The following is a 14853-nucleotide window of genomic DNA, read 5'->3' on the forward strand; positions in this document are numbered from 1 at the left end:
GTGCCTCGCCTAACCGGGATGCGCCAGTGTGCGGCGGCTGCGCAGCGCCACCAACACCCAGGCAAACACGGCGACGTAGACGAGGCTGTTGAGGGTGAACGGCAGCCGCAGATCCACGCCGGCAATGACCCCGTACACCAGCGGGCTGACCGCGCCGCCCAGCAACGCCGCCGACGTGAGCAGCCCGAAGCCCGAACCGCGTAACTCGTCGGGCAGGTGCGTGCCGCCTACGGTGTACGCCAGCGTGGCGGAGCCGCCGGCCAACAATCCCAGCAGTGCGCGCCAGAATAGCAGGCCAGGCGTCGTCATCGCGGCAGCCAACGGCACGCAAACGGCCGCGCCAGCCAGCAGGGTGAATAGCAGCACCGAGCGCGGCTGGAACTTGGTCGCCAGCCGGCCCGCGGCCATCGCGGAGATCGTCGCGCCGACGGCGGCGACGGAGACGATCAGGCCGGTCCACAGCGTCGCCGATGCCGTGTCGCTGGGCTGCATCTGCTGGACGACCAGCGGCAGGATCGGCCCGAACGACTGGTCGACTGCCTGCGTCAGGAACAGCGCGATCATCACGGCGAAGAATGCTGGCGTGCGCACTGCATTCCAGAGCGACACGGTCGAGCGTGAGGTGCTGCGGGCGCCGGATGTCTCTTCCACCTCGTCGCGCCAGAACAGGCGCAACATGATGAATGCGCCGACGAACAACGCGGCGCTGACGATAAACGTCGGACGCATGCCGATCCAGGCGGACAGCACGCCGCCCAGCAGCGGCCCGAAGGCGTTGCTGAACGTGCGCGCGCCCTGAAACAGGCCAACGGCCTGCGCGGTCTTCGTCTTCGGGGTGACGTTTGTGATCAGCGCCATGCCCATGGCGTTGAAGCCGCCAAGCAATCCGGACAACATGCGCAAGATGAGCATCTGCCAGATGTTGGTGACGAACGCCATCAACCCGACCACGACGACGAACGTCAGGATCGCCCGCTGCACCATGGCGCGGTACCCGTAGCGATCGGCGAGCGAGCCCCAGAACGGCGCGCTGAGCGCCGACAGCAAAGGCGGCGCCGCGATCAGGACGCCCGACCAGAATGCGACTTCGGCCAGGCTCTCGATTCCAAGCTCGCTATGCACGAACAGGGGGATGAACGGACTGAAGAAGGTGAAGCCAGAGAAGGTCGTGAACGATGCGAGCGTGATCAGGTACTGATTCCACTGCCATGCCGGAAGCGGTGTTCGATTCGGTTGCACGGAGGGCATTATACGCCTTGCTAACCAAAGGAGCAAGCAGAATCGCCGCTAACCGGCGGCTTAGGATGGCAGGGCATTCAAGGTGGCGTGGCGTCCTTCCTGCAGAAGGGATGCCAGCACGACCAGCAGCAGCGCCAATGCGGCCAACATGAGAATGCCCGACGCAAAACTGCCGGTCAGGTCGAGCAGCCACCCCATGACAAATGGGCCGCCGAAGCCGCCGATCTCTCCAAGCGCGAAGTACAAGCCGCCGACCGTGCCCATGTGCCGCGTGCCCACTTCGGGTGTCTCCATCAATATGAGCTGGACGAGCGGGCCGATGCCCTGCCGAAAGAATCCGAGCACAGGCAGCAGAAGTGCCAGCCCCGGGCCGGCCAGCAGGCACAGGCCGGTGAGCGCCAGAAACTGGCCGCCGAACATGATCATGATCGTCAGCCGCCGGTTGCCCGCCGCCGCGATGCGCGGCGACAGCAATGTGCTGATTATCCCTGCCGCCGTCGAGAACGACGCGAAGAAACCAGCCTCGGTCGGCGACAACCCTTTAGCCTCCAGCACGTTTGGCAGCCATTGGCCGAGTCCGTGACCGATCCCGAATATTGCGGCGGCGCCGCCCAGAATGACGGCCACATTTCGCACGCGCAGCAGGTGGCCCATCGCCGCCAGCGGCCCGGAGGCGCGCACCACGTGGGGGCTATCGTCGGCCTGTTCGGGCAGATCGCGCGCCAGCAGCCACCAGACGATGCCGACGATCAGGCAGACGCCGGCGGTAATCTCCTGCGACCCGCGCCAGGAGCCCGTCAGCGGCACGAGGATGCTGCTGGCGGTCGAGAGGATGATGACGCCGCCGAGCGCCGGCCCGATGTTGGCGATGCCTACCGCCGTGCCGCGCTCGCGTCCGCTGAACCACGTTGACACGAGCTTGGGGATGCCGGACGAGATCATCGGGCCGCCGATGCCAAATAGGCCGACGGCGAGCGCCAGACTGGTGAAGTCCGAGGCAAAGCCGCGCAGCGCTGCCGATAGCGCGAGGAACAGCATGCCGGCCGTTATGGCGCGTTTCAGACCGAAGCGATCGACCAGCGCGCCGCCCCAGAAGGCGACGAAGATGTACACAAGCTGCCAGGTGCCCAGCACGAATCCCATCTGCGTCGCGTCGAGGTGCAGGTCGTGCATGACCGGCGTAACCAGCGGCGCGAGCGACGACGAGAGGATGCCAAACGCCGTGTAGCAGGCCACGACGAGCGCGAGCATTACCCAACGATAAGGCGAAGGAGGGAGCATGTCGACGTGCCGTCCGTGTTTATGGCCGTTGCTCGCCGGCGGCCGGTTCCATCGTGAACTCCCAGGCGTAGGCAACGCCGAGGAACACGAGCACCGCCAACATGGCCGCTTCGATCTGTAACGGCTTCAGGGTGATGCCGAGCAGTCCGACCGCGTCCGGGAAAAGGGCCACGATCGCGACCAGTGCGTACAGTAGCGCGACCAGCCAGCGGCTGCGCCGCACGAAGAAGCTGAACTCGCCGGCCGGCTCTCGCGCAATGAAGAGGACCGTCGACACGAAGCCAAAGGCGGCCGAACTGAAGAACGCGATTTGCCATATGATCTTCTGATCGGGGATGGCGGCGGCGAGCAGGCTCATGACGGCGGGAAGAAAAAAGCCCAGGTACACGCTGTGCGCCATGCGCCGGCGCGCCGGGTCAAAGAGCCACTCCTGACGCCGCAGCGACACGACGCCCGACCACAGACCCATCAGTGTGAAACAGAACCCGGCGACCGATTGGTAAAACGCTTCCACAATGCCTCCTTGTTGGCCGAGGAATGGGGGACTTGGCTGCGGCTATTCTACTCAATAATGCGGCCGGGTGTCCACTGTGCGAATTTGCGGGGGTGCGCGTCAGATTGAGGGAGAACCGCTGTCTGTGGCAGAACAAGACGTCACTCCCGCAAAAGCGGGAGTCCAGAGTCAACACCTCTGGATGCCCGCGCTGGTCAGTGGCTTCGTTGCGCCTGGGCCTCCAGCCCAGGCGTGCTTAACGTCCAGCGGCGCGAAGCCGCTGGACAGCACCGCTGACCGTTAAGCGTCCGCTGGCGGGAGGCCAGCGGACAACGGCACGAAGAGCTGTAGGCCGACGACCGGCCCAACTCCGGCCCGAAAACTGGAATGAACCCAGTTCGCGGTCTGACGCAGGCATGCTGCGGGGCCGCTCTGTCTCCTCGAAAACAGCAATTCTCATTTTGGAGTCCGTCCACCAGGTTGCCCCCTCTCATCCCCTTAGAATCTCGCCCCCTCCCAACGAAGTTGGGAGGGGGTCGGGGAGAGGGCAACGTCGCTTTCTTGTCGAGGCAGCCTGCGTAACAAGCACCAGGGGCCAGTTCATAGCAAGCCGGCATGGGAAGTGTCCGTCTGAAGCCAAAATGAGAATTGCTGCCTCGAAAAAATCGTCATTGACAGCGTTATTCTGCGTGCTATAATGGCACAGGAGCGTCTGTGAGCAATGGTTTGATTTCGGTCGAAGAAGCGCGCGCGCGTATTTTGGCGCAAGTCATGCCGTTGCCCCCCGAACAGGTGCCGTTACTCGATGCGCTCGGGCGCATTGCCACGGCGGATGTGGCGGCGGGCCTCAACATTCCCCCGTTCGACAATTCGGCGATGGACGGCTATGCTGTCATCGCGGCGGACGTTCAGCTGGTTCCAGCAACCTTGCGCGTGACCGGTCACGCCCCGGCGGGCGCACCCGTGTCTGTGCGCGTGTCGCATGGCGAGGCTGTGCGTATCATGACCGGCGCGCCGCTGCCGGCCGGCGCCGATGCGGTGGTGCGTTTCGAGCATACGAGCGAAGGGCTGGGCGCACGCGGCCACGGCACCCGTGACCTGGGACAGGCCGAGCGCGGCGGCGACGTGCAGGTGCTCGTCGCCGTGCAGGCCGGCGAGAACATCCGGCGCGCGGGTGAGGACGTGACGCAAGGCGTCGTGGTTATCCGCGCGGGTGCGTTAATACGGCCGCAGGAGGTCGGCATGCTGGCCGCGCTCGGGCAGGCGAGCGTCATGGTGCACCGGCAGCCGCGCGTGGCGATTCTAGCCACGGGCGACGAACTGGTGAGCATTGACGAGCCGATCGGCCCCGGGCAGATTCGCAATATCAACGAGTACTCCACGGCGGCGCTGGTCCGCCGCAGTGGGGGCATCCCGCTCTGCCTCGGCATCGCGCGCGATCGGCTCGATCATCTGACGGCCAAGGTGGAGGAGGGGCTGGCGCTCGCGCCCGATCTGTTTCTGACGTCGGCCGGCGTCTCGGTGGGCGATTTCGATATGGTCAAAGATGTACTCGCCAGCGAAGGGCATATAGAGTTCTGGTCGGTGGCCATGAAGCCGGGCAAACCGATGGCGTTTGGCAGCCTGCGCGGCGTGCCGCTGGTCGGCCTGCCGGGCAATCCGGTGGCCGCCATGGTCTCTTTCGAGCAGTTCGTGCGCCCGGCGCTCCTCAAGATGGCCGGCTGGGTGCGCTGGCAGACGCCGACCGTGCGCGCCGTCGTGCGAGAGGAGATTGAGAACTCCGGCCGTCGCAACTTCGTGCGGGCCGTCGTGACGCGCGAGGACGGCGTCTACTATGCGCGGACGACCGGCGAGCAGGGTTCCGGCGTGCTCACGTCGCTGGTGCGCGCCAACGGGTTGCTGGTGGTGCCGGAAGGGGTCGCGCGCCTGCGGCCTGGCGACGCTGCCGACGTGCAAATGCTCGACTGGAGTGACACGGTTTTCTAGTTTCTGGGACGGGCGGGGGGGGGAAGGAGCACGCAGCCTGCGGGCTGCGACATTCCATCCAATGCGAGGGGCGTATGCCGCGCATCGTTTGTCGCTATGATGTGTGTGTGTTCAACAAGAAGTCCCGCTGCACGGCCGAGGAGATCGAATATGATCCCGATCAGGGATGCCTGACGGCGCAGACCCGCGAAGTGTTCGCCGGTGTCATCGACGATGAAGATTGGGATGACGACGAAGAACTGACGCCCGATGAGGACGAGGCGGAGGGCGGCGACGCGGCTCTGAACGACGACGAACTGGATGACCTCGAAGACGACGGGGAGGAAGACGAGTTCGGCGACGATGAGGACGACGACGAGGACGAACTCGACGACGAGGACGAAGAACACCCCGCGGCGCGGCGCCGGAGGATCTAGGCACAACACGACGAGATCGGCGACGAGTGGCGTGGCGTTTACAACCAAGTCAACGCGCAGTGCGTCCGTGACCACCGCCCAACCCGCCGCCACAATCCTTGAAAGGAAGTCTGATGAGCAACGCCATTATCGAGCGATACACCAAAGAGAATGCTAATTCGCGTGCCTTGCACGAGAAAGCAGCAACGCTTCTGCCGGGCGGCATTGCGCACGATGTGCGCCATCAGGACCCGTTCCCGTTCTACATCCTGCGCGCCTCAGGCGCGCGCAAGTGGGACGCCGACGGCCACGAACTGATTGACCTGGGCATGGGCCACGGCGCGCTGATCCTCGGTCACAACTATGCCGCCATCTCGCGTGCGGTCGCCGAGCAGATGCGCGTGGGCACACACTTCAGCGCCAGCCACCCGGCCGAGATCCAGTGGGCCGAGCGCATTGTCAAGATGGTGCCGTCGGCCGAGATGGTGCGCTTCGTGGCTTCCGGCACCGAGGCGACCATGATGGCGATGCGGCTGTCGCGCGCGTTCACCGGTCGCCCGTACATTTTACGCTTCGAAGGGCACTTCCATGGCTGGAACGACTATGCCAGTGTGGGACTGCAGTCGCTGGCGTCGAATAAGTTGCCGGGCATCCCGGAGACCGTGCGCGAGTCGATGCGCACCGTGCCGCACGACCTCGGCATTGTCGAAAACGAGCTCAAGACTGGCAAGATCGCCGGCATCATCCTGGAGCCGACCGGGGCTTCGTACTCCAAGGTTCCGATGCCGGACGGGTTCCTGAAGGCGCTGCGCGCGTTGTCGACCAAGTACGACACGGTACTGATCTTCGACGAAGTGATCGGCGGCTTTCGCTGGTCGCCGGGCGGCGTGCAGGGCAGGGTCGGCGTCACGCCGGACCTGACGACGATGGCGAAGATCGTAGCGGGCGGCCTGCCGGGCGGGGCCGTGGCCGGCCGGCGCGACATCATGGATCAGTTGACGTTCAAGGGACGCGAGTGGAACATCGAACACAAAGTCCTGCACAACGGCACGTTCAACGCCAATCCGGTCTCGGCGGCGGCGGCCATCGTCTGCCTCGACGCGATCGCCGACGGCAAAGTGCACGCGTTTATCGACGCCCAGGCGGCCAAGCTGCGCAAGGGCATGAACCAGATCCTGAACCGCATGGAGATTGAAGGTGCAGCGTACGGCGACGCATCAGTTTTCCACGTCATTCTGGGCGTGCCGGTGGCGGCGCGCGGTGAAGCTGACCTGCGCGATCCCGGTCTGTCGCTCGAAACACTCAAGAAAGGCTCGGCGGCAGAGATCGACAAGGCGTTCCATCTGGCGATGTACCATCACGGTGTGCACGTCTTCCACAGCGCCGGTCTGCTGAGTATGGCGCACGATGACGATGTGCTTGCCGCCACGCTGGGGGCATTCGAGCGCTCGCTCGGCGAGTTGCAGGACGCCAAGCTGCTCTAATCATTCGTGCAGTGCAACGGAACCAACTACCTGAGGAGAAACTATGATTCGTGTTGTGCATTTCGGCCTGGGGCCGATCGGGATTGGCGTCGCCAAGCTGGTGGCCAAGCGCGGCGACATGCAGATCGTTGGGGCGGTGGACATCGACCCGGCGAAAGTGGGCAAGGAACTCGGCGCCCTGCTCGGCGACGGCCAAAAGCTGGGTGTGACCGTAACGAACGACGTGAAGAGCGTCGTCAACAAGAACGTCGCCGACATCGTCGTGCTGACGACCGCGTCCGCGCTCAAGAAGGTCAAGGGCCAGCTCGAGACGATTGTCAATGCCGGCCTGCCGGTTATCTCAACGTGCGAAGAGTTGTCGTACCCGCAGGCGCACAATGCCGAGTTGGTATCCGAACTCGACGCGCTCGCCAGGAAAAATGGCGTCGCAATCTACGCGACCGGCGTCAACCCCGGTTTTGTGATGGACGCGCTGCCGATCTTCCTGACCGCGCCGTGCGCGGACGTGAAGCGCATCCGCATCGTGCGCATGCAGGATGCCGGCGTGCGCCGTCTGCCGTTCCAGCAGAAGATTGGCGCAGGCATTACGCGTGAGGAGTTCCAGAAGCGCGTGGCGGATGGCTCGGTGCGGCACGTCGGCTTGCGCGAGTCGATCACGATGATTGCCGACTCGTTCGGCTGGACGTTGAGCGATTACAAAGAAGTGATCGACCCGGTCATTGCCAAGCAGGATGTGACGACGCCATTCCTGACCGTCAAGGCGGGCACGGTTGCCGGCGTGGACCAGTCGGGCATCGGCTACGTTAATGGCGAGGAGCGCATCACGCTGCAACTGGTGGCGTATGTCGGCGCGCCGCAGTCGCATGACACGGTGCAGATCGACGGCACACCGAACATCAAGTCCACCATTGAAGGCGGCCTGCATGGCGACATCGCGACCGCCGCGATCGTGGTCAACTCGATTCCGCGCGTGGTGGGCGGCGCGGCCGGCCTGATCACGCCGAACAACCTGCCGCTGGCGCACTGGCAGCAGGGCTAAAGGCAGCCTTCGCGGGCAATGATCAGGAGCGCAGCGCGGGTGGCTGCGCTCTTTGTGTTGGAGGGCATTACATGGCCGGGTTGACTGTGGCGTTGATGCAGTTGGAGCCTCACGCCGATGATGTAGAAGCGAACCGGCTCAAGGGCGACGAGTGGTGCCGCCGCGCTCAGCGGGCTGGCGCCGAACTGGCCGTGTTTCCTGAGATGTGGAGCCACGGTTACCAGATCCCCGATCCCCCCAACGCAGGTGCAGCGGCGCGCTGGCGCGAAAGCGCCGTGGCTTCAGACGGCCCGTTTGTAGCGCATTTCGCGCAACTGGCGCGCGAACTCGACATGGCGATTGCGATCACCTATCTGGAGCGCTACGATCCGCAACCACGCAATAGCGTCACGCTCTTCGACCGGCATGGCCGACAGGTTCTTCACTACGCCAAGGTGCATACCTGCGACTTCGACCGCGAAGCTTTGCTGACACCGGGCGACGGTTTCGCCGTTGGCATGCTCGACACCGGCGGTGGACCGGTGCAGATCGGCGCGATGATCTGCTACGACCGCGAGTTTCCCGAGAGCGCGCGGGTGCTTATGCTGGCTGGCGCGGAACTTGTGCTGGTGCCGAATGCGTGCGAGATGGAAGCCAATCGTATGGGCCAACTGCATGCACGCGCCTTCGAGAACATGATGGCCGTCGCGCTGACCAACTATCCGTCTCCGTGGTCGGGAGGCAGGTCAGTCGCCCTCGACGGTATCGCGTTTGACGGACACCATTCCCATGACATGGTGATCGTCGAGGGCGGTGGCGGCGAGTCGATCTATCAGGCGCGCTTCGATCTGGGTGCGCTGCGCCAATACCGGGCGTCTGAGACGTGGGGTAACGCGTACCGCAAGCCCGGGCGCTATGCTGCTTTGACATCCAGCGAGGTGGCGCCGCCGTTCGTACGCGGCGACTCAAGACGGGGATAGCGATATGTGGCTGTTCTTGCTCCCACTTTGGCTGGGCTTTGCGCTTGGCGGGCTCAGTACGTTTACCACGCGCTTCTCGCAGCGCTGGGGCGTGGCCGGCGGGCAGCGCGCTACACTCATTGTGCGCGCTGTCAGCGTCCCGTTCTGGTCAAGCGGCTATCTGCTGGCCGTCTGGGACCCTTCGCCCGACCTGTATGCAGTAGGCATGCCTTCGGCGCTTGCGGGCTGGGCTGCGTTGGCGGCCGGATCCGTGCTGATCACCTGGTCCGTGCGCACGCTGCGCACGCGCGCGATGGCCCCTTCAACGAGTGATGCGGTCGAAGCGCACGGGCCGTATGCCTGGATTCGGCATCCGGTGTACGCGGGGATGATGCTGGAGTTGGCCGGGCTGTTTCTCGTCGTGCCATCGTGGACAGTGCTGGTTGCGTCGCTTGGCGGGATTCTGTGGCTGCTGGTGATGGCGTGGCTCGAAGAGCGCGATCTGTTGCAGCGCGCTCCAGATTACCGTGGCTATATGCAGCGCGTATCGGCCTTCCTGCCGCGCCGCCGAGGCGCCGGCTAGCGCGGTTAATGCGTGCGGCGGGTTAGCGATTCGGCGAGCGCGCTGGCTGTCGCGGCTGCGCTGGCCGACGCGGCTGAACCAGCCACAGTCTGCCAGCAGCCACACGCAATAGCATTGTGCCGATTGGCCTCCTGCTCGGCGCGCTGCCGGATCTGCGCTCCGTCCATTAGGCCGAGCAGCGTTGCCACTTCGGCATCGCTGACTTCGGGCAACGCGAACACGCGGCGCATCGTGTCGCCGAGTTCGCCAACTGTGGCCTGTGCCAGCACCACAGGCAGGCTCTTCTTCTTGTGTTTCAGGTCAGCCCCGGCCGGTTTGCCAGTGACCGCGGGCGCGCCCCAGAGGCCGAGAATATCGTCGGTCATCTGGAACGCCAGCCCCAATTCTTCCCCGAATCGCTGGCAGTCCGCAACCATCGCATCGCTCGCATTCACTGCGACGGCTCCGAGCGCCAGCGACGCGCCGAGCAGCGCGGCGGTCTTGCCGCTGATCATGCGTTCATAGTACGGCAGGTCGGTCTGCGCCAGCGATTCGCCCTGCATGTCGAGGAACTGTCCCTCGACCAGCCGGAGGCACGTGGTCTGGAAGATGCGCTCCGCGCGCAGTACGCTCGCGGCCGGCACGTCGTGGTCACTCAGCCGCAGCAACGCTTGCTGGGCGAGCACGAACAGCGCATCGCCCGCGTTGATGGCGTGCGGCACGCCGCTCAGCGTCCAGAGCGTCGGGCGGTGCCGTCGCGTGCGGTCGCCGTCCTCGATGTCGTCGTGGACGAGCGAGAAGTTGTGCAGAATCTCGACGGCTGCCGCAGCCGGCAACGCCGGCCGCCAGTCGCTGCCGAGCGTTTCGGCGGCCAGCAAGCAGAAGACCGGCCGCAACCGTTTGCCGCTGTTCACGACCGCCGGGCGAAACTGCTCATCGGCCCAGCCCATGTGGTAGTGCATCATGCCGTAGAACGGCGCCAACATTGACTCACTGGACCGGATGACGGCGCGCATCTCAGCGTCGATCGCTTCCAGGTATATCGAAAGATCAGGCGCAGGCATGATGGCTAGTCGACTTTTCGTAGCAGGGGGCTGTGTCGCAATTGTGCGAGGTTGGCCGCGCCGATGCCGAACATCGCGATGCGCAGTTCCTCGGCGGTCTGCGCGATCCGCTCGGCGACGGCCTCGGTGGACGACAGCGCCGCTTTGAGATACGGCGATGCCATGCTCGTAAGCGTAGCGCCGAGCGCGATGCACTTGGCCGCTTCGAGCCCGTTGCGCAATCCGCCGCTGGCGATGACGGGGAGGCTGGGCGCGCCGCGCTGCGCTTCGACGATCGTCTCAGCAGTCGGGATACCCCATTCGAGGAACGTTGCCGCGATCTTCTGGAGTCGCGGGTCAGCCGTGCGTCGCCGTTCGACCTCCGTCCATGAGGTACCGCCCGCGCCCGCAACGTCAATTGCCTGCACGCCGGCATCCGCGAGTCGCCGTGCGGTCTCTGCGTCGATACCCCACGACACTTCCTTGGCGATGACAGGCGCTGACAGGGCGCGACAGACCTGCTCGATTTTGGCAAGCAGCCCATGGAAATTGGTGTCGCCGTTGACCTGCACGGCTTCCTGCATTGAATTGAGGTGCAAGATGAGCGCGTCGGCGTCGATCATCTCCACGGCGCGCCGGCACTCGTCGATACCGTAGCCGTAGTTCAACTGGACGGCACCCAGATTGGCAAACAACAAGATGTCGGGCGCCCAGCGCCGCACCTGGTACGTTTCGGCCAGCGTGGGGTCTTCGATTGCGGCGCGCTGCGATCCGACACCCATCGCAATCCGGGCCTGCTGCGCGGCTTCGGCCAGCCGCTGGTTGATCGGGCCGGTGCCGCCGGCGCCACCGGTCATTGAAGCGATACAGAGCGGGGCGTCCAGGGCGCGGCCAAACAGGCTCAGCCGCAGGTCGATCGCGGCCTTGTCGGCCTCCGGGAGCGCGCGGTGGATAAACCGGTATTTTTCGAGGCCGTTCTTCGTCTCGATAAACTCGACCGGCTCCTCGCTGACGATTCGGACGTGGTCGATTTTTCGCTGACTGGTCATCGTAACCTATGCGACAGTTCGGTGTTTTCACATGCAGAACCGGCGCACATGCCGCAGCCGGCCGCATGCACCATGTTACAGGCAGTGCAACGCCTTGTCAATGTGTTGACGCACGCGGCCAACGCTGGTATACTTTCACGGCATTTGTGACGGACATCCAACAGGCATTCCAAAAAATGGAAAGGGGAGACAGCAATGGCATCCGATACCTTCGAGCGCGTCAAGAAAATCATCGTGGATCAGCTCGGCGCCGACGCCGACAAAGTCACCATGGAGGCGCGCTTCCGTGAGGATCTCGAGGCCGATTCACTCGATCTGGTCGAGCTGATCATGGCTTTCGAAGAGGAGTTCGGCGGCGAGATTTCGGACGATCAGGCCCAGAAGATCACCAGCGTGGGCGAAGCCGTCAACTATCTCGCAAAAGCGGCCGATAAATAGAGTTCTGTTCCCCCACCACGGGATTGCCGAGAAGGGATGCTCCGCGCATGCGGCATCCCTTCTCTGTGTTTCACCCTGGGCTGCCTGTGGTAAAATCACTCCGGGCGCGTTTGCGCTGGAGCATATCATGACCGCTGTCCCAGAATTCGCCGGAACGCCCGCCACGGAAATCGGCGCCGCCTATGTGCGGCTGGCGCTGGCGATTGAGCAGCACCAGTCCGGCTACCTGGACGCCTATTTCGGGCCGCCGCAATGGCGGTGTGACGCCGATACGGCCGGGCGCATCGCGCTGGCTGATTTGCAGTCGCGAGCGCGCGACCTGGCGGGCGCCGTGGCGCGCGGTGAATCCGATCCGCGCAGTCGCCGCTTTCTGTCGGTGCAGATCAACGCGATGCAAGCCAGCCTGCGCATCCTGGCCGGCAACCCGCCAGCCTATGCCGACGAGGTACGCGAGCTATACGACATAGAAGCGCAGCGGGTGGACGATAGCGTGCTGGACGCTGCGCAGCGCGATCTGTCGGTCCTGCTGCCGGGCGACGGGGATCTCCGCGAACGGATGCAGGCCCGGCGTCGGCGCTTCGAAGTACCGGCTGACAGAGCCGCGGAGCTCTACCGGCTGGCGATGGAAGAGACGCGCCGCCGCACCCGCGCGCTGTTTGAATTGCCCGGCGATGAGTCGGTCGAAATCGCGTTGGTGCACGATAAACCCTGGAGCGCGTACAACTGGTATCGCGGCGCGGGGCATTCGCTGATCGAGGTCAACGCCGATGTGCCGGCGCGCGCGGATATGTTCGTTGAGTTGATGGCGCACGAGGGTTACCCGGGCCATCATACCGAGCATGCGATCAAAGAGCGCGCGTTGTATGCGGAGGCAGGCTTGATCGAGGCGAGTGTGCTGCTGATCAACGCGCCGGAGTGCGTGGTGTCGGAAGGCATCGCGACGACCGCGGCCGACGTGCTGTTCACGCCGGAGGAACGGGAACGCTGGCAGCGCGAGGTGCTGTACCCGCGCGCAGGCGTCAACGATGATCTGCCGGTCGATGTGGTGCTGCGCCTGCACGAAGCCCAGCAGGCGATGCGCGCAGTCAGCGGCAACGCCGCGTTGATGCTGCATGCCGGCAGTGTGCCGGCCGATGTCGTGGCGGACTACATCATGCGTTACAGCCACCGCACCCGGCCGGAGGCCGAGCGCAGCATTCGCTTCCTGACCGAGCCGCTCTCGCGTTCCTACACGTACACCTACGATGTGGGCGAGGAACTAGTGCGGGGACTGTTCGCACGACACGACAAAGCGGCGGTATTCAAGCGCCTGCTCAGCGAGCTGCTCACGCCCGGCGACCTGCGGGACTGGCGGTGAGCGCGGTCACCGGCATTATTCTGGCCGGCGGCCGCTCGCGCCGGATGGGGCGCGACAAGGCGTTGATGGAACTGGGCGGCCGGGCATTGATCGGTCGCGTCATCGATATGCTGCAAACGATTTGCGCCGACATCGTGCTCGTGACCAACTCGCCGGAGGCGTATCGCGCCTTTGGGCTGGCGATGATACCCGATGCGCTACCCAATGCCGGTTCGCTCGGCGGCCTGTATTCGGGGCTGGTGGCGATACGGACTGAGCTCGCCATCGCCGTGGCGTGTGACATGCCGTTTCTGAACGGACGCCTGCTGGAGCATCTGGTGTCGCTGGCAGATGGTTACGATGCGGTCGTGCCCGACCTCAGCACGGGCGCTGTGCTGGAAGCCGCCAGCCAGACGGCCAAGCAGATCGACCTGCACCCGCTACATGCCGTGTACCGGCGGACCTGCATCGAGCCGATGGCCGCGCAGGTGCAAAGCGGGGACCTGCGGCTGATTGGCTACTTCGATCGTGTGCGGGTGCGCGCGGTGCGGCGGGACGAAGTCGTGCCGTACGACCCGGCGCTGCGGTCGTTCATCAACGTCAACACGCCGGACGAGTGGGCGCAGGCGGAGGCGTTGTTGGGCGGGGCGTAACTACAGGGCGGGCGACCGCTCTAGAATGAGGATCGTGACGACCGCCGCGCCCCACATCAGAATCGCCACCAGCAGCGGGCGGTCGCGGAACAGCAGTTCCGATGGGTCGCCGCCCTCGTGCCGGACGTGGATGAGGTAGAGGTAGCGGAAGATCCCGTAGATGACGAACGGGATCGTCAGCATCATCGAGTGGTCCTTCGGCAGGTTCTCGGCGGAGAAAGTGTAGAGCGAGTACGCCATGACCGTGGCCGACGTGACGACGGACGTCATCTCGTCAAGCAGCGGCAATGTGTAATGCTCCAGCACGGCGCGGTGGTTGCCAGCGTCGGAACCGAGTGTCACCAGTTCGTTACGGCGCTTGTTGATGCCGAGGAACAGCGCGCCGAGGATGGCGACGACGTACAGCCAGGGCGATACGGGCACATTGATAACCACGGCGCCGGCGACGGCGCGCAGCACGAATCCGGACGACACGGCGAACACGTCGACGATGACCCAGTTCTTGAACACTAGCGAGTAGCCAATGTTGACTACGAAGTAGGCCATGCCGATGGCGGCGAACAACGGCCGCACGGCATAGGAGGCCGCGAGCGTCAGGGCGATGAGCAGGAGCGCGGCGGCCAGCGCCGCCCCGGCCGGCAACTGCCCGGACGGCAGCGGGCGGTTGCGCTTGGTCGGGTGCAGGCGGTCTTTTTCGATGTCGGCCAGGTCGTTGATGAGGTACACGCTGCCGGACAGCAAGCAGAACAGAACGAACGCTACAACGGTCTGGGCCAGCATCGCGTACATTTCCGACGTGAACGGGCGCCACGCCTGGTTGAGCGTGAACACGAACGGCAGGAAGACGACGAAGTTTTTGCCCCACTGGCGCGGACGCAGGGTCTTCATGAAGCCGATGAGCATTTGCATACAGCCGA

At 64.7% G+C, this 14853-nt stretch carries 15 protein-coding genes; 9 read left to right on the forward strand and 6 right to left on the reverse strand.

Annotated elements, in window-relative coordinates:
* Positions 1-9 precede the first annotated feature (9 nt).
* From HZB53_13330 to HZB53_13340, 3 genes are read right to left on the reverse strand one after another with little or no spacing between them, the layout of a single operon-like run.
* Positions 10-1239 carry an MFS transporter gene (locus HZB53_13330; protein MBI5878625.1) on the reverse strand — a complete coding sequence of 410 codons (1230 nt, stop codon included), beginning with the start codon at positions 1237-1239 and terminating at the stop codon, positions 10-12.
* Between the two features lie 60 nt (positions 1240-1299).
* Positions 1300-2490, reverse strand: coding sequence for an MFS transporter (locus HZB53_13335; GenBank protein ID MBI5878626.1), 1191 nt, complete (start codon positions 2488-2490; stop codon positions 1300-1302).
* A 49-nt stretch (positions 2491-2539) separates the two neighbouring features.
* Positions 2540-3034 carry a hypothetical protein gene (locus HZB53_13340; protein ID MBI5878627.1) on the reverse strand — a complete coding sequence of 165 codons (495 nt, stop codon included), beginning with the start codon at positions 3032-3034 and terminating at the stop codon, positions 2540-2542.
* A gap of 705 nt (positions 3035-3739) precedes the next feature.
* Here HZB53_13340 and HZB53_13345 point away from each other — a divergent pair.
* The 6 genes from HZB53_13345 to HZB53_13370 all read left to right on the forward strand — a co-directional run bounded on the left by HZB53_13345 (position 3740) and on the right by HZB53_13370 (position 9438).
* Entirely contained in the window at positions 3740-4999 is a 1260-nt protein-coding gene (locus HZB53_13345; protein ID MBI5878628.1) for a molybdopterin molybdotransferase MoeA, read from the forward strand.
* Positions 5000-5073: 74 nt separating this feature from the next.
* Positions 5074-5415: a hypothetical protein gene (locus tag HZB53_13350; protein ID MBI5878629.1), complete on the forward strand. Its 342-nt coding sequence runs from the start codon at positions 5074-5076 to the stop codon at positions 5413-5415.
* Between the two features lie 113 nt (positions 5416-5528).
* Positions 5529-6878 carry an aminotransferase class III-fold pyridoxal phosphate-dependent enzyme gene (locus HZB53_13355; GenBank protein ID MBI5878630.1) on the forward strand — a complete coding sequence of 450 codons (1350 nt, stop codon included), beginning with the start codon at positions 5529-5531 and terminating at the stop codon, positions 6876-6878.
* Positions 6879-6921: 43 nt separating this feature from the next.
* Complete coding sequence (locus HZB53_13360) at positions 6922-7917, forward strand: dihydrodipicolinate reductase (protein ID MBI5878631.1); 996 nt, start codon at positions 6922-6924, stop codon at positions 7915-7917.
* 71 nt (positions 7918-7988) lie between these two features.
* Positions 7989-8876, forward strand: a complete 888-nt coding sequence (locus tag HZB53_13365; GenBank protein MBI5878632.1) for a carbon-nitrogen hydrolase family protein — start codon at positions 7989-7991, stop codon at positions 8874-8876.
* Between the two features lie 4 nt (positions 8877-8880).
* A complete protein-coding gene (locus HZB53_13370) occupies positions 8881-9438 on the forward strand; it encodes a hypothetical protein (GenBank protein ID MBI5878633.1) in 558 nt (185 codons plus the stop codon).
* Positions 9439-9443: 5 nt separating this feature from the next.
* On the opposite strand, the gene HZB53_13375 is transcribed toward HZB53_13370, so the two are convergent.
* Both HZB53_13375 and HZB53_13380 read right to left on the reverse strand, forming a co-directional pair.
* Positions 9444-10481 (reverse strand): polyprenyl synthetase family protein, encoded by a 1038-nt coding sequence (locus HZB53_13375; protein MBI5878634.1) that lies wholly within the window; start codon positions 10479-10481, stop codon positions 9444-9446.
* Positions 10482-10486: 5 nt separating this feature from the next.
* Positions 10487-11509 carry a type 2 isopentenyl-diphosphate Delta-isomerase gene (locus HZB53_13380; GenBank protein ID MBI5878635.1) on the reverse strand — a complete coding sequence of 341 codons (1023 nt, stop codon included), beginning with the start codon at positions 11507-11509 and terminating at the stop codon, positions 10487-10489.
* Positions 11510-11704: 195 nt separating this feature from the next.
* On the opposite strand from HZB53_13380, the gene HZB53_13385 reads away from it, so the two are divergent.
* The 3 genes from HZB53_13385 to HZB53_13395 all read left to right on the forward strand — a co-directional run bounded on the left by HZB53_13385 (position 11705) and on the right by HZB53_13395 (position 13936).
* Positions 11705-11947: an acyl carrier protein gene (locus tag HZB53_13385; protein ID MBI5878636.1), complete on the forward strand. Its 243-nt coding sequence runs from the start codon at positions 11705-11707 to the stop codon at positions 11945-11947.
* Between the two features lie 127 nt (positions 11948-12074).
* Positions 12075-13304: a hypothetical protein gene (locus tag HZB53_13390; protein MBI5878637.1), complete on the forward strand. Its 1230-nt coding sequence runs from the start codon at positions 12075-12077 to the stop codon at positions 13302-13304.
* Entirely contained in the window at positions 13301-13936 is a 636-nt protein-coding gene (locus tag HZB53_13395; protein ID MBI5878638.1) for a molybdenum cofactor guanylyltransferase, read from the forward strand. The genes HZB53_13390 and HZB53_13395 overlap by 4 nt, the downstream gene beginning before the upstream one ends.
* Here the strand turns inward: HZB53_13395 and HZB53_13400 are convergent, their stop codons facing one another.
* Complete coding sequence (locus HZB53_13400; GenBank protein ID MBI5878639.1) at positions 13937-14839, reverse strand: decaprenyl-phosphate phosphoribosyltransferase; 903 nt, start codon at positions 14837-14839, stop codon at positions 13937-13939.
* Between the last annotated feature and the right edge of the window lie 14 nt (positions 14840-14853).

This window comes from Chloroflexota bacterium, assembly GCA_016235055.1.
In the GTDB taxonomy this organism is placed as follows: Bacteria; Chloroflexota; Anaerolineae; order JACRMK01; family JACRMK01; genus JACRMK01.